Annotated in this window: 14 protein-coding genes; 5 read left to right on the top strand and 9 right to left on the bottom strand. The window is 56.1% G+C overall.

The genetic code is table 11. The features are described from left to right. Positions 1-15 precede the first annotated feature (15 nt). Together IMCC20628_RS01640 and IMCC20628_RS01635 are read left to right on the top strand one after the other, a co-directional pair. Positions 16-867, top strand: coding sequence for a tetratricopeptide repeat protein (locus tag IMCC20628_RS01640; RefSeq protein ID WP_156174380.1), 852 nt, complete (start codon positions 16-18; stop codon positions 865-867). Between the two features lie 187 nt (positions 868-1,054). After that, positions 1,055-1,555, top strand: a complete 501-nt coding sequence (locus IMCC20628_RS01635; RefSeq protein ID WP_047028748.1) for a DUF992 domain-containing protein — start codon at positions 1,055-1,057, stop codon at positions 1,553-1,555. A gap of 79 nt (positions 1,556-1,634) precedes the next feature. Here IMCC20628_RS01635 and IMCC20628_RS01630 read toward each other — a convergent pair whose 3' ends face one another. The 8 genes from IMCC20628_RS01630 to IMCC20628_RS01595 all read right to left on the bottom strand — a co-directional run bounded on the left by IMCC20628_RS01630 (position 1,635) and on the right by IMCC20628_RS01595 (position 13,186). Then, on the bottom strand, positions 1,635-3,032 hold the full coding sequence (locus IMCC20628_RS01630; protein ID WP_047028747.1) for an NAD(P)(+) transhydrogenase (Re/Si-specific) subunit beta: 1,398 nt from the start codon (positions 3,030-3,032) through the stop codon (positions 1,635-1,637). A gap of 10 nt (positions 3,033-3,042) precedes the next feature. Then, positions 3,043-3,462: an NAD(P) transhydrogenase subunit alpha gene (locus IMCC20628_RS01625; protein WP_047028746.1), complete on the bottom strand. Its 420-nt coding sequence runs from the start codon at positions 3,460-3,462 to the stop codon at positions 3,043-3,045. After that, a complete protein-coding gene (locus IMCC20628_RS01620; RefSeq protein WP_047028745.1) occupies positions 3,462-4,613 on the bottom strand; it encodes a Re/Si-specific NAD(P)(+) transhydrogenase subunit alpha in 1,152 nt (383 codons plus the stop codon). The genes IMCC20628_RS01625 and IMCC20628_RS01620 overlap by 1 nt, the downstream gene beginning before the upstream one ends. A 74-nt stretch (positions 4,614-4,687) precedes the next feature. Then, positions 4,688-4,912 carry an aa3-type cytochrome c oxidase subunit IV gene (locus tag IMCC20628_RS01615; RefSeq protein WP_047028744.1) on the bottom strand — a complete coding sequence of 75 codons (225 nt, stop codon included), beginning with the start codon at positions 4,910-4,912 and terminating at the stop codon, positions 4,688-4,690. 150 nt (positions 4,913-5,062) lie between these two features. Continuing rightward, complete coding sequence (locus tag IMCC20628_RS01610) at positions 5,063-5,818, bottom strand: hypothetical protein (protein ID WP_052766257.1); 756 nt, start codon at positions 5,816-5,818, stop codon at positions 5,063-5,065. A 186-nt stretch (positions 5,819-6,004) separates the two neighbouring features. Further along, the gene (locus IMCC20628_RS01605; protein ID WP_047028743.1) at positions 6,005-8,338 is read right to left on the bottom strand and encodes an EAL domain-containing protein; all 2,334 of its coding nucleotides are present in this window, start codon (positions 8,336-8,338) and stop codon (positions 6,005-6,007) included. A 383-nt stretch (positions 8,339-8,721) separates the two neighbouring features. After that, positions 8,722-12,204, bottom strand: coding sequence for an indolepyruvate ferredoxin oxidoreductase family protein (locus IMCC20628_RS01600; protein WP_047028742.1), 3,483 nt, complete (start codon positions 12,202-12,204; stop codon positions 8,722-8,724). Positions 12,205-12,415: 211 nt separating this feature from the next. Next, positions 12,416-13,186, bottom strand: coding sequence for an SDR family oxidoreductase (locus tag IMCC20628_RS01595; protein ID WP_052766256.1), 771 nt, complete (start codon positions 13,184-13,186; stop codon positions 12,416-12,418). A 227-nt stretch (positions 13,187-13,413) separates the two neighbouring features. Between IMCC20628_RS01595 and IMCC20628_RS01590 the strand changes: the two genes are divergently transcribed. Continuing rightward, positions 13,414-13,998 carry a TRAP transporter small permease subunit gene (locus IMCC20628_RS01590; RefSeq protein ID WP_047028741.1) on the top strand — a complete coding sequence of 195 codons (585 nt, stop codon included), beginning with the start codon at positions 13,414-13,416 and terminating at the stop codon, positions 13,996-13,998. After that, a complete protein-coding gene (locus IMCC20628_RS01585; protein WP_047028740.1) occupies positions 13,991-15,820 on the top strand; it encodes a TRAP transporter large permease subunit in 1,830 nt (609 codons plus the stop codon). The genes IMCC20628_RS01590 and IMCC20628_RS01585 overlap by 8 nt, the downstream gene beginning before the upstream one ends. Before the next feature lie 308 nt (positions 15,821-16,128). On the opposite strand, the gene IMCC20628_RS01580 is transcribed toward IMCC20628_RS01585, so the two are convergent. Beyond that, positions 16,129-17,238 carry a TRAP transporter substrate-binding protein gene (locus IMCC20628_RS01580; RefSeq protein WP_047028739.1) on the bottom strand — a complete coding sequence of 370 codons (1,110 nt, stop codon included), beginning with the start codon at positions 17,236-17,238 and terminating at the stop codon, positions 16,129-16,131. A 298-nt stretch (positions 17,239-17,536) separates the two neighbouring features. On the opposite strand from IMCC20628_RS01580, the gene IMCC20628_RS01575 reads away from it, so the two are divergent. Then, positions 17,537-18,301: a gamma-glutamyl-gamma-aminobutyrate hydrolase family protein gene (locus tag IMCC20628_RS01575; RefSeq protein WP_047028738.1), complete on the top strand. Its 765-nt coding sequence runs from the start codon at positions 17,537-17,539 to the stop codon at positions 18,299-18,301. Positions 18,302-18,303 lie beyond the last annotated feature (2 nt).

Raw genomic sequence — 18,303 nt, 5'->3', positions numbered from 1 at the left:
GCAAGGTGGGCTTATATGATGCGTTTGTTTGCAGCGGCAGGAACTCGAAAAACAAGCGCAGCTCGGTCTGTTTTGCTGGCAGCAACTGCCGTCATCACCATGGCGGTGTCAGGTTGCTCGACCACATCGCCCATTGATGCCATCTCCATCGACAAGACTCAGGGCACTGACGAGAACATCTCGTCGCTGACTGATGTTATCCGCCGCAATCCGCGGGACCCCGAGGGTTACAATGTGCGTGGCGCGGCCTATGGTCGGTCCGGTCAATACCGCAATGCCCTTGAGGATTTCGACCGAGCCATTCAGCTCAACCCCTCATTTTATCAGGCCTATGCCAACAGAGCCCTGATTCATCGGTCGATGGGCAGCCAGAACGATGCGGCAAAAGACTACAATCGCGCCCTGCAGATCAATCCGCGTTACGACGTCGCCTTGATCGGGCGCGGTAATCTCTATCGCCAGGCTGGGCGAGTGAATGAGGCGATGAATGATTACGATCGTGCCATAAGTCTTCAGACCACCGATCCGCGAGCCTACCACAATCGCGGCCTGATCAAGCAGCTGCGCAATCAGCACCCGCAGGCAATCGAAGACTTTTCGACGTCCATCTCCTTGGCGCCCAACTCACCTGAGCCCTACAATGGCCGCGGCATTTCCTATGTCGCACTCAACGATGATGACAACGCCTTTGCCGATTTCAATCGCGCAATCGAGCTCGATGAGAAGATCGCCGAATCCTGGTCCAATCAGGCCTTGATCTATGAGCGCCGCGGCGACAAGAAGCGTGCGTCCCGGTCTTATGCCCGGGCTGCCCAGCTTGATCCAAAATATCGTCCGGCGATCGACGGTCTGGGTCGGGTGCGCTGATTCGGAGCACTCCTGCCTGATGCATGTCGCGTTCGAATGGATGCGCGGCGTAGCAGGCAGGCGCTCGACGTGACCGGTACATATCACAGCAAAATCATGACGACCCAAGGGGCTGATCCCGTTTCGGAACCATTGGCGCCCGAGCCCGTTGTCTCACCGAACCAATAAACGGGAAAGTGAGTACATCATGATCAAGACCACCAAAATATCCGCCGCAGCGGCAGTTATCGCCACCCTCGGATTGAGCGCGGCGACGATCCCTGCCCATGCGGACAGTGTAGAACTGGGGCTTCTGGAATGCGTCGTTGAAGGCGGAACCGGCTTTATCTTCGGTTCGTCCAAGGATTTGTCCTGTGAATACACCCCGGCAAACGCCGATTCTCCCAAGGAAGCCTATTTCGGCGTCATCAACAAATTCGGCGTCGACATTGGAGTCACTGGCGCGTCCGTGATCGAATGGGTCGTTCTCGCCCCGACCACTGATTATGAATATCAGCCGGGCTCGCTTTCAGGTGATTATCGCGGTGTGTCGGCTGAAGCAACGGCAGCAGCAGGCGCAGGCGTCAATATCCTGGTTGGCGGTTCTGACGAGACTTTCTCGCTCCAGCCTGTCAGCGTTCAGGCCCAGGAAGGCCTCAATGTCGCTGTCGGCATTGCCGAAATCCAGCTGCGCTCAGCAGCTGACTAAACACCAGAACCAATACCAAAAAAAAAGTCCCGGAAATTGTTTCCGGGACTTTTTTTATAGAGCTGCATCAACACCCAAATCAGTGATCGATCGCCTTGACGATATCGTCGGTCATCTTCTTGGCGTCGCCCAGCAGCATCATCGTGCTGTCCTTGTAAAACAAGGTGTTGTCGATGCCGGCATAGCCGGAACCGAGCGAACGCTTGACGAACAGGCAGGTGCGCGCCTTGTCGACATCCAGAATCGGCATGCCGTAGATCGGCGATGTCTTGTCGTCGCGCGCCGCCGGGTTGGTGACGTCATTGGCGCCAATCACATAGGCCACGTCAGCCTGCGCAAACTCCGAATTGATGTCTTCGAGTTCGAAGACTTCGTCATAGGGCACATTGGCTTCTGCCAGCAGCACGTTCATGTGACCGGGCATACGGCCGGCCACCGGATGGATGGCATACTTGACCTCCACGCCGTGTTCCTTGAGCTTGTCAGCCAGTTCCCGTGTGGCGTGCTGTGCCTGAGCCACTGCCATGCCATATCCAGGAACGATGATCACCTTTGATGCATTGGCCATCAGGAAAGCGGCGTCGTCGGCCGAACCGAGCTTGACGCTGCGATCAATATCATCACTGCCAGCCGCTGCGGCTTCGCCGCCAAAGCCACCGAGAATGACAGAGATGAAGGACCGGTTCATGCCCTTGCACATGATGTAGGACAAGATCGCGCCAGATGAGCCTACCAGCGCACCGGTAATGATCAGCGCCAGATTTCCAAGTGTGAAGCCAATGCCGGCCGCAGCCCAACCCGAATAGGAATTGAGCATCGACACGACAACCGGCATGTCAGCACCACCGATCGGCACGATGAGCAACACACCGAGCGCCAGCGACAGAACCACCACCAGCCAGAACGCCGTGTAGCTTTCCGTCGCCACAAGCGCACCGATCAGCACGACAATACCGATCAGCAGTCCGGCATTGATGACGTGGCGCATTGGCAGCATGATTGGTTTGCCCGACATGCGGCCATCAAGCTTGAGAAACGCAATGATCGAACCGGTGAAGGTGATCGCGCCGATGGCGACGCCCAACGACATTTCGATCAGCGCCTGCGCATGGATCTCGCCGACTTCACCGATGCCGAAGGCATGCGGCGAATAAAGCGCTGCCGACGCCACCAGAACGGCAGCAAGACCGACCAGGCTATGAAAGCCCGCAACCAGCTGCGGCATTGATGTCATCGGAATCTTGCGAGCGATATAGGCGCCCGCGCCGCCGCCAATGGCGAGACCTGCGACAATCATCGCAAATCCGCTGAATGAAGGCTTGGCAAGCAGCAAAGTCGTGACAATGGCAACTGCCATGCCAACCATGCCGTAGAGGTTACCCTGACGGCTGGTCGTTGGATGGGATAGGCCCCGAAGAGCCATGATGAACATGACACCGGAAACGAGGTAGGCGAATGCGGCAAAATTCTCTGACATCAGCCGGCCCTCACTTCTCTTTTTTCTTGTACATGGCCAGCATGCGCTGGGTGACGAGGAACCCGCCAAATATATTGACCGACGCAAGCACCAGCGCAACAAACCCGAAGCCGGTTGCCCAACCCGAGAGCGATGTGCCGACGGCAAGCAGTGCGCCCACAACAATGACCGAGGAAATTGCGTTGGTCACAGCCATCAAAGGCGTGTGCAAGGCCGGCGTCACCGACCAGACCACGTAGTAGCCGACAAAAATCGCCAGAACGAAAATTGCGACCTGAAAAACAAACGGGTCAATCGCCCCGCCGCTTGCCGCGTGAACGGCTGCCGCAATGCCGTCGCCCGCTGGCCCGGCATTTTCCGCAGCCTCACGGACTGCGCTTAAGGCCTGCTCCAGATTTTCAAGAGCGGTATCAAGTGCGGATCCTGCCATCACGCTGCTCCCTTGGTGTTTTCACCGCCAAATGCGGGATGAATGATTGCGCCGCCATGGGTCAACGCCGTCGCCTTGACCAGTTCATCCTCAAGATCGACGACGACCGTTTGGGTTTCCTTGTCGATCATGGTGTCGAGGAAGGTCAAAAGGTTCTTGGCGTAGAGCAGCGATGCGCTTGCAGCGATCTGCCCGGGCATGTTGAGAATGCCGATCACCGTGACGCCATCGACTGTGACGGTTTCGCCAGGCTTGGAGCCTTCGATGTTTCCACCGCGCTCAACCGCCAGATCGACGGCCACAGAACCCAGACGCATGCTCTTGAGCATATCGCGCGAAATCAGCTTGGGTGCCGGACGGCCGGGGATCAACGCAGTGGTGATGACGATATCCTGCTTGGAGATATGATCGGCGACCAGCGCGGCCTGTTTGGCCTGATACTCTTTTGACATTTCCTTGGCATAGCCGCCGGAGGTTTCGGCAGCTTTGAACTCATCGTCTTCAACAGCAATGAATTTTGCGCCGAGCGAAGCAACCTGCTCCTTGGCGGCAGGACGCACATCGGTGGCCGATACCGCAGCACCAAGACGGCGTGCGGTGGCGATTGCCTGCAAACCGGCAACACCGGCTCCCATCACAAAGACTTTCGCCGCTGCCACGGTGCCAGCCGCAGTCATCATCATCGGCATTGCCCGGTCGAACGTATGGGCGGCTTCGATAACCGCCTGATAGCCGGCGAGGTTTGCCTGTGATGAAAGCACATCCATTGACTGCGCCCGTGTGATGCGCGGCATCAATTCCATGGCGAAGCTCGTGACCCCGGCTTTTGCCAAGGCGGCGAGCGCCTTTTCATTGCCGTAGGGATCCATTTGCGCAAGCACGATTGCGCCTGATTTGAGAGACTTGATGTCCGTTTCCGACGGACGCCGGACACGAAGAACAACATCAGCCTTCTTGGCACTCGCTGCGGTTCCCGTTGTCGCGCCGGCAGCGATGAAGTCCGCGTCGGTAATCCTGGATTTCTCGCCAGCACCCTTCTGAACAATGACTTCCAAGCCGAGTGCAGTCATCTTTTTCACGGTCTCCGGCGAAGCGGCGACGCGTGATTCAAGCGAATCTGACTCTTTGGCTACAAATACAGTGGCGCCCACGAGAGCCCCTCCTCTTACAACAGGATGAGACACGCCGGGGCAGATCACTCAAGACCCCGGCGCGTGCGAATGCTTCAGCGAGCGAGAATAGAACCGCCGATGCTGAGAATGAGGAACGCCAGGAAGCTGACGATGGCGCCGGCGCCGGAAAAAAAGAACAGGGCCATGGCGATGAACAAAGCCACGATGGTAATCGTTCCGTACTTCGCCGCAGCAAGAAATCCTACGTAGGTTCTCTCGTGCTCGGAATAATCCATTGCAGCGCCAGTTTCGACAGGACCATTCTTCTGTTCAGCCATGCTGTAACTCCCCTAATGACAATTTACCGAGGAATTACACAAACCACCGGCAATGTGCAATGGACAAGCAGTCACAAGCCAAGGGTAATATCGGTCAATGACCTCCAGGCATTGCTGAGCCTCGCCATGGCCATCAATGATTGGCTTCATTCAACTGGCTTGTTGAAGCGCGTACCGAGCCGTTGGCAGGATCGTCAGGGGTGTGAGCCCTAGTACTTCGCGTGGTGCAAACATCATCTTGCGCTCATGCGGCTGCGACCGGAAGAACGGATAGCGGTCAAAGAGCGTTCGCTTCAACTCGTGGGCATTGGCCCCATGCAGCTCGATATTGCTGTCATAGCGCTCGAAATAACGAGGTTCGGTCAGTTCAATCGACTGGAAGACACGCTTGTAGAAAGCTCGATGGTTCGGCTTGATCACCGACAGGCAAAAATCCACATCGAAGAAGACGGTCGCCATGGTTGCAACCCGCAAAGTCAAATAGGGCAATGCCGGGTATTCGCGCATGGTATCAGGGTCGGCTGCGAACCGAACCGGATCGATAAAGGTTTTACCGGCATCAAGAAGCGGGTTCATGATATCGGGAAAATGCGACACGGCAACGCTGTCGCGGTGAGCTGCAGTGACGTGATGAACACGGATAGTCGAGACAAGTTGTTCGTCGAAGAAAACACCCATCACATGCGCATTCGGTTTGAAATCAAGATCGTCAATCAGATGCGTGCCATTTTGCGGGGCCAGCCCAACCATCGAAAACGCCTTTTGACGAATTCGAGCAACATCCGCGAGATCGTCAGCGCTTTCGATGCGACGATACTCAATGCTTTCAAGAAAGCGCATCACGCTGGCACCAAATCCCGAAACCGTGTCTGGATTAGCTTTTGTCATGGACGACATGATCCCCATAATTTCTCAAGGAGAAGCTTATCGTTAATTTTTCATTAAGCAATCACATAGCGCCGCAAACAGCCTGTTAACTATTTATTATGGTTAACGAAACGTTGAAAACACACAGAACACCGGCAGACCTGTGAAAAAGCACCGGGGACAATTAATTTGGAATTGATAGCCGCTTGTCAGATCAGGTTGGCTTCAGTGCGCCAGTTGTGCTGACCGGGACCGCCGCTTGGCTGTCGAAGCTGCCTTCTGTTTTCCCGGCTTGGCCAGCTTGGCCGCGAGTTCCAGGAAAGCGCCCTTCGGCATCGGTGTCCCGAAAATGTAGCCCTGAATCAGATCGGCGCAATTGTTGTCGCGGATCATCGCCAATTGCTCTTCGGTCTCTACACCCTCGACGACAACATCCAGCCCAAGCTCGCGCGCGAGGTGGACAACACCACGCAGGAGTTTCAGCTTTTTTGCGTCTTCGGTGAGATTACTGACAAAGGACCGGTCGATCTTGACCTTGTTGAGCGGCAAAATATCAAGATAACTGAGACTGGAATAGCCGGTTCCGAAATCATCAATAGCGATTTGCATTCCCATGGCCCGGAGTTCCGTCAAAATGTCTCTGGCCACCTCCAGGTCGTTCATCAGTCCGCTCTCGGTGATTTCCAGTTGCAGCCGCTCCGGCGCCAGATTGTATCTGTCGAGCGCGTCGGTAATCACCGATATTATGGTCCGGTCGCCCAGGTCATGAGCGGAAAGATTGACGGAGACAAACAGGTCGCCGGGCCAATTGGAGCAATCACGCACCGCCTTGTCGAACACGCTATGGGTGAGTTCACTTATGATCCCCATCTCTTCGGCAAGGGGGATGTAGACCGCAGGCGATATCGGCCCAAGCTCCGCATGGTTCCACCGCGACAAGGCTTCGGCACCGGCAATCTGGGTACCTGCGGGGTTGAACATCGGCTGATAAAACAGATCCATTGCCCCTGTGCGGATCGCTTCACGAAGTTCGCTTTTCATGTACTGACGTGCAGAATACTGCTGATCCATCGATTCCTCGAACAGTGTCCAGCGGTTCTTGTCCCGGCGCTTTGCTTCATACAAGGCAAGGTCTGCCTGAATGTGCAACTCCTCGACCTGCACCCCGGCAACCGGCGCCATGACTGCTCCACCCGAAAGACTTATAAAAAGCTTATGCCCGTCAATCATGTAAGTACCACGCAACGTGTCAATCACGTGGTCCATTGATGTCTGCAACTCATCCGCATCCGCCACATCCGGGAAAAACAGCACAAACTCATCGCCGCCAAACCGGGAAATGACGATTTTCTGTCGGGACAACGACCTCAGGCGATTCGCAATCGAACTCAGCAGCCTGTCGCCGTTGACGTGTCCCATGGTATCGTTGACATGCTTGAAATCATCGATATCGAGAACCGCCAGCGCCAGATTCTGGCCGGGTTTTGCCTTGGCATTCTTGATCGCCACAATTTCCTTGAACCACGACCTGTTGGGCAAACTGGTCAGGCTGTCAAAGCGCGCCATTTGCAAAATACGCTTCTCGGATTCAATACGATCCGACACATCTTCAAAAATCAGAACCACACCCTTTTCGCCCCGGTGCCGGGCACTGAATTCAAGCCAGGAGTTCTTGTCCAGGCGCACCAGTGAACGATCTTCGCGACCACTGATCAGCTTTTCGAGATGTTCATTGATCTGCACAAAGTTCTCCTTTGCGATCATGCCATTGCGGGCACCCAGTCGCATTGCCGCCTTCAAGGCGCGACCAGTCAAATCAATATTACTGTCAATGCTAAAAAACTCGCGGGCTTTGCGATTGGCAACCTCGATCCGCCCTTCCCCATCAAGCATGAACAATCCGTGCGACATATTGTTGAGTGCAGTGTCAAACCGTTCCGCAATCTCCGAGGTTTTCCGTTCAGCAGTCACTGAATTGTAAAGAAAATCACGAACCCCGTTCGCCATCGAGCGCGTTGTCAGGAATAGCGGCAACAAAAGCAGCGCCATCAGACTCATATAAGGGTCACGAGCCATGACAAGCCCTGCCATCATCGGCAGACAAGCCGCCAGAATGATCATGTCGACATTCAACCGCGATCCGAAGTTTCGTCCAACGACGGAGATCATCGTGGCCAGGATAACGGAAATTGACACCAGCTCTGCAAACGAGTCCTGTGCAACCACCAATGCATGGCCGCACATCGTACCCAATGCAAAAGCAGCAACCAGAGAGCCCGCAACATAGCGTCTCTCCCAGTGCAGGGTGTCACTGAACTTGAATGCGGACTTGTCCAACCGGTCAAAGGCCAACATGTCAAGATTGCGAACTGCCCAAATTATGAAAAGTGCCAAGCCGCTAAATAGATAAAACGGATCGTCAATGCGGAGATAAATCAGCATTGTGGTGAGCACATGCGCGATCATGCCAGCAAACAACGTGCCCCGCTGCTGGTACAGCGAAGCCACGAACGAGAGGCGTACGTCTTCTTCGAATGCTGTGCTGCCCGCTTGTTGCATAAACACTCACCTTTGGAGTTAGGATGCCAACCTAACAAGCGGAAATTAAGAACACATTTACCGCCAAAGGATTTTCGTAAAAACCGCCAAAGCCTCCTCTTTTAGGAAGGTTTGGTTAAAAAAATCGTCATTTCGACGCCAAAAAAACACCATAAAGTTGCTTTGACGACAACCCCTGCACGGAATGGTTCATTGTCCTGCATGTCTCCCGGATTGTGGGCGGAATAATTTTCGGTTGGTGGAAAAACCGACTCCTGCTTTCGTAGGCGGGTGAGATGAGCGCAGCGTCATTCGCGTCTCGCGATGACGCATCGGCAGATCAACTGCCCTGCTGGAAGCAACCACACTGCTCGAACCGCTATTTATGGCAACACGCTATCCAGCTACTCGGCAGCAATGGCGTGCCCGGCTGCACTCCCCTCGTGAATAGAGCGCAGCAGAGTTTCCTTCTTCAAAATGACCTGTTCCTTGTTGCGGATTTTAACGTGGCCATACCCGGTAATACCCATCGGATAAGATAGGAATTCAGCGATCTGGGGCGCGTTGTCAGGCCGCAGAAGACGTGTCGCTTCCTCCAGGTCCGTGTTGAACTCTGAAACAAGCTGGCGCTCCATCCGCCGTTCAGCGCTGTAACCGAACACATCCAACGGCGTGCCACGAAGAACCTTCAGCCTTGAAAGCACAGGGAAAAGCGCCGTCATTCCGCGGCCAAACGATGTTTTGATCGGATGACCCTTGGCGTCTTTTCGACCCAGCACCGGTGGCGCCATGTGATATTCCAGCTTGGTGAAGCTCTCGAACTGCTTGTAGAGTTGACGCTTGAAACTGCCGTCGCTGTAAAGCCGCGCCACTTCGTATTCGTCCTTGATTGCCATCAGCTTGAACAGCGACCTAGCCGCCGCTGCCGATACCGATCCGGGTCGGCCAGAGACAAGTGTCTCCGCTTCGATAAGCGGGCGCAGGATCTGACGGTATCTGGCTGCCCATGCCTCGTTTTGATAGTCCCGCAGAAAATCCGCGCGCCGATCCACGAGATCGGCGACCGACTCTTCTGTTGCTCCATCTGAAACCGGAAGCGCGTCGCCGACAATCGCCAGCACCGATTGCGGGTCGTGTCCGGCCTTGCGGCCCCAGCGGAACGCTTCAATGTTCATGGCCACGGCCTGACCATTAAGTCGAATGGCTTGCTCGACGGACTCGGGAGAGAGAGGCAAAGCGCCCTTCTGGGACGCCATGCCAAGCATGAACATGTTCGCTGCAATCGCATTGCCGAACAACCGGGTTGCGGCCTGTGTCGCGTTGAAGAAGCTGGTGCGCTCGATGCCGGCAGATTTGACAATCGCCTGCTTGAGCCGCTCGGTCGGCAACGAGAAATTCACATCGCGGGTAAATTCACCCGGCATGACTTCACTGGTGTTGACCAAGAATGCCGTCTCGCCCTCACGCACCGAGGCCAGCACCTTTCGTGATCCTGACACCACCAGATCGCAGCCCAGAACCAGATCCGCCTTGCCTGCTGATATCCGGATGGCCTGAATATCTTCGGGTGATCGCGCGATCCGGACATGCGAGAACACAGCCCCGCCTTTCTGGGCAAGCCCGGCCATGTCGATCATGCCACAGCCCTTCCCCTCAAGATGCGCAGCCATGCCCAGAATGGCGCCGACGGTGACGACGCCCGTCCCCCCGATGCCGTCAATGATCGAAGCCCACCCGCGATCAAGCGGTGCAATGTCCGGCACCGGCAGTCCGATCAACGGATCCGGCGCAGATTTGAGAACAGAACTGTCGGTCTTGCGGATCCGCGCACCGTGAACGGTGACGAAGGACGGGCAGAACCCCTCCACACAGGAAAAATCCTTGTTGCAACTGGATTGGTCAATCCGGCGCTTGCGCCCGAATTCGGTGTCGACAGGCTGGATCGACACGCAGTTCGATTTGACGCCACAATCACCACACCCCTCGCATACCAGTTCATTGATGATGACCCGCTTGTCCGGATCGGGATAGGTGCCGCGCTTTCTGCGGCGCCGCTTTTCGGCAGCACAAGTCTGATCATAAAGCAGGACTGACACACCCGGCACGTCACGCAACTCGCGTTGCACGGCATCAAGCTCGGTGCGGTGATGAACACTCATAGAAGCAGGCCAGACCGTGCCTGCGGGATACCGGTGCGGATCATCGCTCACCAGCGCTATCCGATCGACACCTTCTGCACGAACCTGCCGTGCAATGGCGTCAGCGGTGAGGCCGCCCTCATGCGCCTGCCCGCCGGTCATCGCAACGGCGTCATTATAGAGGATCTTGTAGGTGATGTTGGCTTTCGATGCGATGGCAAAGCGCAACGCCAGCACACCTGAGTGATTGTAAGTGCCGTCGCCGAGGTTCTGGAAAATATGATCGCGTGTAGTGAAGGGAGCCTGGCCAACCCACTGCGCGCCCTCCCCGCCCATCTGGGTGAACCCCACCGTGTCACGATCCATCCACAGCGCCATGAAATGACAGCCGATGCCTGCAGCCGCAATTGATCCTTCAGGAACCTTTGTCGAGCTGTTGTGCGGGCAGCCGGAACAGAAATAGGGCGTGCGCGAGGCCACGTCCGTGACAGTCGCCAGCATGCTCTGGAACTGGCGAATGCGTTTGACCTTTGCGTCAATGTCTTCGGCATGACCGACGACCCTGAGTACACGTTCACCCACGGCGACCGCGATGTCATTGGGATCAAGCGCCCCCTTGACCGGGAACAACCAGTCGCCCCGCTCGTCTCGCTTGCCAACCACCACCGGCTGGCGCGCCGTCCCGTAAAGGGCTTCACGCAACTGGCTTTCCAGAAGCGAACGTTTTTCTTCAACCACGATCACCATATCCAGGCCATCGACAAATTCGGCCATATCAGCCAGGTCAAACGGCCACGGACAGGCCACCTTGAAAAGCCGGACACCAATCTTGTTGGCGCGCGCCTCATCAATCCCCAGATCATCAAGAGCCTGGCGCACGTCCAGGTAATTCTTGCCAACAGTCAAAATACCGATCTTGGCGTTGGCGCCACCCGAATAGATGATCCGGTTGAGCCCGTTGGCCCTTATATAGGCGCTGGCCGCATCGCGTTTGTATTCATGAAGCCGCATCTCCTGGCCGAGGAAATCCAGATCGTTCGCCCGAATATTCAGCCCCCCCGGCGGCACTGCAAAATCGGGAAGAATGATCTTCAGGCGATCAAGACCGGCATCAACCGACGCGGTCGATTCCACATTGTCCTTGACGCATTTGAGAGCGGCCCACGTGCCGGCAAACCGGGACATTGCAAATCCGTGAAGTCCGTAATCAATCATCTCCTGCACGCCGGCCGGATTGAGAATCGGGATCATGGTATCGACGAAATTGAATTCTGTCTGATGAGCGTTGGTGGAGCTTTCGGCTGTGTGGTCGTCTCCCATAAGCGCCAATACGCCACCATGCCGGGACGAACCCGCGAGATTTGCATGGCGAAACACATCACCGGACCTGTCCACGCCGGGCCCCTTGCCATACCAGAGACCGAATACGCCATCATACTTCCCGGTTCCGTCCAGACCCGATTGCTGTGAGCCCCAGCAGGCGGTGGCGGCGAGTTCCTCATTCAACCCGGGTTGGAAAACAATGTTTCGCGCTGACAAGTGCCGCTGCGCATGCATGATCTGCTGGTCCAGGCCGCCAAGCGGGGAGCCGCGATACCCGGACACAAAGCCGGCAGTGTTCAGCCCGGCGAGGCGGTCGCGCTCATGTTGCATCATAAGAAGGCGGACGACGGCCTGAGATCCGGTGACAAAAATCCGATCCTTGGTAAGATCGAACTTGTCGTCGAGCGATACATCATGCGCTGTCATTTACGGCCTCCTCAAACCACCATCGTCCGGATCAAGCCTGACCCGACGCAGATCGCGAGCTCAATTGGCTCGCGACTTTGACGATGATAGTTGGGCCAGTTTGCCCGTCGGTCAATCGAATTCATGGCCAGAGCCAGACTGCGCAATCAGACGATCGGCAAGATGTGGCATACGTAATTTTCTGTCGCCTGAAAAACCTGTGGCGACCGAATCAGTGGTTGACGGAATAACCGCCATCCACAGTGATGGCGCTGCCGGTCATGTAAACGCCGGCTTTGGAAGCCAGAAGCAATACCGCTCCATCCAGATCACGGAAATCACCCAGGCGCCCGAGCGGAGTCTGGGACGCCATCACCTTGGCGGCCGGTCCTTTGAGAAAGCGGTCTGTCAGCGCGCTGTCAAACCAGCCCGGGCGGATTTCGTTGACCCGGATATTATGCTTTGCCCATTCCAGTGCCAGACAGCGGGTCAGATGACTTAGCGCCGCCTTGGATGTGCCGTAGGCCGCCACCTGACGGACCGGCACTTCAGACAAAATGCTGGAAACATTTATAATCGATCCGCTGCGACCATCACGGATCATGCGCCGGGCAGCCTCTTGCGCCACCATGAAGGCACTATCGACGTTGACCGACATGACATTTTGAAAGGTTTCTCGCGAGAGATGTGTCGCTTTGTCGCGATGCGCGATACCGGCACTGTTGACCAGCACGCCTACAGGGCCGAGGGCGTTTTCGACCTGATCAAATGCCGAGACAATCATCTCGTCCTGACGCACATCAAGAGCCACTGAAATGGCGCGTCCACCACAAGCGGCAATGGCTTCAACTGCGGCCTGCAAACTGTCCGGTTCATTTCCGGCAAGTGCAACAGTTGCACCATTTATCGCCAGCGCCCGCGCCAAGGCAAAGCCGATTCCGGTGCCGCCACCGGTTATCAGTGCAACCTCGCCTGACATATCAAACAATTCGCCTGCAGCCACATGGGTCCCCTTTCAGCTTCGATTCAACGACGGTATAGCCGCAAGCGTGAAAAGACGCCACCTGGGGCCAGATTTGAACTGGTAAGATTAGTGCACCACTCGTTGCGTTGTATGCCTTTCTCCTGATATGGACTGGCGCCGCTCCACTTAGGTGCTATGCATGAACAATGGGAACCATGGTTGATCACACTCCTATCAATTGGAGGTGAACTGACCAGGAGGAAAAAATGGGAAGTCTTTTAACATTGAGCCGGTTCATTGACCGGATCAACGAGTTTGTCGGTCGCAATGTGTCCTGGCTTGTGCTGGCCGCCGTGCTGATCAGCGCAGGCAATGCGACCATCCGCAAAATGTTCGACATGTCGTCAAATGCCTGGCTGGAAGTCCAGTGGTACTTGTTCGGCGCGGTCTTCATGCTCGCTGCGGGTTATACACTGCGCAAAAATGAGCATGTCCGCATTGATGTACTGGCCGGCAACCTCTCCAAGCGGGCGCGTGACTGGATCGACCTGTTCGGTCACTTCCTGTTTCTGCTGCCGTTCTGCCTGATGATGACCTATCTGGCCTGGCCGTTCTTCTGGCGCTCATTCCAGAGTGGTGAAATGTCCAGCAATGCCGGTGGCCTGATCATATGGCCAGCCAAGGCGAGCGTGCTTCTCGGTTTCATTCTGCTGACCGCGCAGGCGGTGTCCGAGATCATCAAACGCATCGCAATTATTCGCGGCATCATTGAAGATGAACCCGGCCATGATCATTCGATGCCGCCGCAAGTAGAAGCAGCCACGGACATGAAGGGCCGCACCGATGCTTGATTTCATCGCCCACAACCTTGCGCCGATCATGTTTATCACCGTGATGGCGATGCTGCTGATCGGTTATCCGGTTGCCTTCACGCTTGCCGCTGGCGGCATGTACTTTTTTGTGGCTGGCGTCGAACTGAGCCACATTTCACCGGAAATCCGGCTTTTCTGGCCTTTGGCTCAAGCCAACATGAACCGCGTCTTCGACATCATGCGTAACGATACGCTGCTGGCGATCCCGTTTTTTACCTTCATGGGACTTATTCTTGAGCGGTCTCGCATGGCCGAAGATCTGCTCGACACCATCGGTCAGCTTTTCGGAAATCTTCGTGGTGGACTGGCGTTTGCCGTTGTCCTCGTTGGAGCCCTGCTTGCTGCAACCACGGGCGTCGTCGCGGCATCAGTCATTGCCATGGGCCTGATCTCCCTGCCGATCATGATGCGCTACAACTACCATCCCGGGCTTGCGGCTGGCACGATTGCAGCTTCCGGCACGCTGGCGCAGATTGTCCCACCTTCACTTGTCCTCATCGTCATGGCCGACCAACTTGGCCGTTCGGTGGGCGACATGTATGTCGGTGCCTTTTTTCCAGCGATGATTGTCGTCGGAATGTACTGCGCCTACATTTTCGCCATTACCTTGATCAAACCGCAATGGGTGCCTGCCCTGCCGCCGGAAGCACGGCCACTGGGCAATGGTGGCCGTTCGCTGTTCATTATCCTTGGAACTGCAGTCATGCTGTTCCTGGTTTGCTACTTTTATGTCTTCGAACATCTGCGCTATGAGATCCAGGTGGTCTGGGCAGCCTTGGTTGCCACAATCATCCCCTATGCCTTTGCACTGCTCAATCGCACGATGAAGCTGGGGTTTCTGTCGAAAATGGCCGAACAGGTCGTTATCGTGCTGATCCCGCCACTTGCGCTGATCTTCCTGGTTCTCGGCACCATCTTTCTGGGCATCGCAACGCCCACGGAAGGCGGCGCCATGGGTGCCACCGGTGCACTGATCATGTCTTTGATGAAGCGCCGGCTGGACTTGAAAACACTTCTCCAGGCACTGGATTCCACCACGAAACTGGCAACTTTCGTGATGTTCATCCTCATCGGTGCACGCGTTTTCTCACTCACCTTTTACGGCATTGCCGGCGACCGTTGGGTGGAAGATCTGATGTTGGGCTTGCCAGGTGGCGAGACCGGATTCCTGATCTCGGTCTCGATCATCATTTTCATCCTCGGCTGCTTCCTGGACTTCTTCGAAATCGCCTTCATTCTGGTACCGCTGCTGGCTCCCGTGGCGGATAAGCTTGGTATCGACCTGATCTGGTTCGGCGTGCTGATAGGCTTCAACCTGCAGGCCAGTTTCCTGACGCCGCCGTTTGGTTTCGCGCTCTTCTATCTGCGGTCAGTGGCGCCAATCAAAGCCTGGTTTGACAAAACCACGGATCGAATGATTGAGCCGATTACAACAAGAGCGATCTACACCGGAACGCTGCCCTTCATCATCATTCAGATCGTCATGCTGGGTATTCTGATCGCCTTCCCAGGCCTTGTGACCCACTACAAGACTGATCCTGTGATGATGAATCAGAGTGATATAGATAATGCGATCAATGATATCGGCGGTGGTGGGTTTGGCTTGCCTGGCTCGGGACTAAGGCTGGGCGGAGGCCTCAGCCTGCCAGGTACACCGAACATCGGTGAACCCGACAATGGTGGCATGCCGGCAATGCCAAGCTTTGGAGAACCCTCCAAACCAACGGGCAATGACGTCTTGCCGGCGCCCGGAGGGCTTCCCGCGCCGGGCGGCGCAACCGGGTTGCCAAACTTTAACTGACCAGTCCCTCTGTGCAGACCACAAAAAACCCGGCGGTAATCATCGCCGGGTTTTTCGTGCGCAATCAACCTGACAAGCTTCTGGCGATCAGCTTGCCGGCGGAAGAAGGTTGCGAAACCGGAGGTCATTGACTTGGCTTGCAGGGCTACGGTTTCGTGCGTGTTCCCCCTGAACGCGGCCAGGTACAGGGACGAAATCAATAGGATCTCTCAGCCCATCTGGCCGCGAACCAAAGACATCCGCACACGAAAAAGCCCCGGGACCTGAAGGTCCCGGGGCCTTGAAGGCTTTGCCTGGAATGAGCTCTCTTAGAGCTTGCCGGCGCGCTGCTGAATCATCATGAACGTGTCCATGTTGTATTCGGCCAGCTGGAACCAGAGGTAACCATCGCCGCGATAACCCATGTAGCTGTCATGAATTTTCTTGAACTTGGCATTCTCGGAACCGATTTCAGCATAGACCTTGTTGGCTGCATTGAAGCAGGCTTCCAGGATCTCGAGGCTGTAAGGACGCAGCTTCGTACCTTCCGATACCAGCTTCTTCAAAGCTGGCGGGTTCAAGGTGTCGTAACGTGCCATCATGACGCTGTTGGCCAGCGCGGAGGCCGACTTGACGACGCCCTTGTAGGCGCTTGGCAATTCGTTCCACTTGTCCAGATTGATCAGGTTCATCAGCGTCACGCCGCCTTCCCACCAACCAGGATAGTAGTAGTACGGAGCAACCTTGTTGAAGCCCAGCTTGGAGTCATCATAAGGACCGACAAACTCGGCCGCATCGATGGTGCCCTTTTCAAGCGCGGCATAGATGTCGCCACCTGGAATGTTCTGCGGCACAACGCCGACTTCCTGGATGATGCGTCCACCAAAACCGCCGATGCGGAATTTGAGGCCCTGCATATCGGCAACAGTGTTGATTTCCTTACGAAACCAACCGCCCATCTGGGCGCCGGTGTTACCAGCAGGGAAAGCAATCATGTTGTTGTCGGCATAGAATTCGTTGTTGAGCAGGTCCAGCCCGCCGCCCTCATAGAGCCAGCCATTGGTCATGCGCTGGTTGAGACCGAAAGGAACGCCGGTGCCGAACGCCCATGTGGGGTCCTTGCCGAAGAAGTAGTACGAAGCCGTGTGCGCCATTTCGATGGTGCCGTCGCGAACCGCGTCAGCGCCTTCAAGCGCACCAATGATCTCTCCGGCGCCGTAGGTTTCGATTTCGAAATTGCCATCGGTGGCTTCGGAAACGGCCTGGGCGAAAACTTCGGCTGCGCCGTAAATGGTGTCCAGCGCTTTCGGGAAACCCGAAGAACAACGCCATGTGATTTTCGGCATTGTCTGCGCAATGGCCGGTGCGGCCAGTGTGGTTGCTGCTGCAGCGCCTGCACCAGCGACCCCAGCCTTCTTGATAAAGGAACGACGATCCATAAAAACCTCCCAGTTGAAACGAAGTCGCGAGCCCGAGTGATTATTCATGTTTGAGAGCCCGGCGACCTTGCTGGACATAACCATGTTGTGACAGGCCTTTCAAGCGAAAGGCGGCAAATACCGAGGCAATGGTCAGTATTTTTGGCCAGTCAATCGTTTCATGGATCTGAACCCGGAGAACCTTTGATTATTGCATCCAAACCAGCCATCTGGCGAATTGACAAAGATCGCCTGAAGCGGGAAAACCACACGAGCCGTGTTACATACCGGCAGATCCACAGATCAGAGGGATGATGCAATGCACAGTGGACTTGTTGCGGTTCCGGCCGACATCCGCAGTTTCGATGGATACACATGGCACGCAGCACCTGATCAATACATCATGGCAGCGGTCAACGGATCAAATGTTCTGCCGCTGATAGTTCCGGCCCTGGCGGACGGAACCGATGTGGACATGGTGCTGGATCGCGTCGACGGTGTCTTGATATCCGGCTCCCGCACCAATGTGCACCCCTCCAACTACGGAGAGGACGAGACCGAAAACCACGGCCCGTTCGATCCGGCCCGTGACCTGCTGAGCATGGCGCTGATTCGCCGGTCCATCGAGCGTGGCATACCCCTACTGGCCATCTGCCGCGGCATTCAGGAACTCAATGTCGCGCTTGGCGGCTCGCTCGCCACTGAAATACAGGACCTTCCGGGGCGGATCGATCACCGCAAACCCGAGACCGAAGATCGCAATGCTGCGTTTGCTATTCGACATTCGATCCAGGTGAAGGAAGGCAGCTGCCTCGCTTCGATCGTCGGAGATGGCGAGGTGCAAGTGAACTCACTTCACCGCCAGGCAATATCGAAACTGGCGCCGCGGCTGGCTGTCGAAGCCGTCGCCGAAGATGGCACCGTCGAGGCTGTCAGTGTCATCGGCGCACCAGGCTTTGCCATCGGCGTGCAATGGCACCCGGAATACTGGGTCGGCAGCGACGCTATCTCGGACAAGATTTTCGCTGCCTTTGGCGATGCGGTCCGGGCCAGACATGCCCGCGTCGCCGAGGCTGCAGAGTAAGC

Source organism: Hoeflea sp. IMCC20628 (genome assembly GCF_001011155.1).
Taxonomy (GTDB): Bacteria; Pseudomonadota; Alphaproteobacteria; order Rhizobiales; family Rhizobiaceae; genus Hoeflea.
The sequence above is the reverse complement of the archived record's forward strand: the minus strand, read 5'-3'. Positions and strand labels throughout refer to the sequence as shown.

Bases quoted from the DNA above. Each gene is read 5' to 3' on its own strand.
- IMCC20628_RS01585 (WP_047028740.1), top strand. From the start codon at position 13,991: ATGCTTGATTTCATCGCCCACAACCTTGCGCCGATCATGTTTATCACC.
- IMCC20628_RS01600 (WP_047028742.1), bottom strand. From the start codon at position 12,204: ATGACAGCGCATGATGTATCGCTCGACGACAAGTTCGATCTTACCAAG.
- IMCC20628_RS01605 (WP_047028743.1), bottom strand. From the start codon at position 8,338: ATGCAACAAGCGGGCAGCACAGCATTCGAAGAAGACGTACGCCTCTCG.
- IMCC20628_RS01635 (WP_047028748.1), top strand. From the start codon at position 1,055: ATGATCAAGACCACCAAAATATCCGCCGCAGCGGCAGTTATCGCCACC.
- IMCC20628_RS01575 (WP_047028738.1), top strand. From the start codon at position 17,537: ATGCACAGTGGACTTGTTGCGGTTCCGGCCGACATCCGCAGTTTCGAT.
- IMCC20628_RS01640 (WP_156174380.1), top strand. From the start codon at position 16: ATGATGCGTTTGTTTGCAGCGGCAGGAACTCGAAAAACAAGCGCAGCT.
- IMCC20628_RS01625 (WP_047028746.1), bottom strand. From the start codon at position 3,462: ATGGCAGGATCCGCACTTGATACCGCTCTTGAAAATCTGGAGCAGGCC.
- IMCC20628_RS01610 (WP_052766257.1), bottom strand. From the start codon at position 5,818: ATGGGGATCATGTCGTCCATGACAAAAGCTAATCCAGACACGGTTTCG.
- IMCC20628_RS01615 (WP_047028744.1), bottom strand. From the start codon at position 4,912: ATGGCTGAACAGAAGAATGGTCCTGTCGAAACTGGCGCTGCAATGGAT.
- IMCC20628_RS01630 (WP_047028747.1), bottom strand. From the start codon at position 3,032: ATGTCAGAGAATTTTGCCGCATTCGCCTACCTCGTTTCCGGTGTCATG.
- IMCC20628_RS01590 (WP_047028741.1), top strand. From the start codon at position 13,414: ATGGGAAGTCTTTTAACATTGAGCCGGTTCATTGACCGGATCAACGAG.
- IMCC20628_RS01580 (WP_047028739.1), bottom strand. From the start codon at position 17,238: ATGGATCGTCGTTCCTTTATCAAGAAGGCTGGGGTCGCTGGTGCAGGC.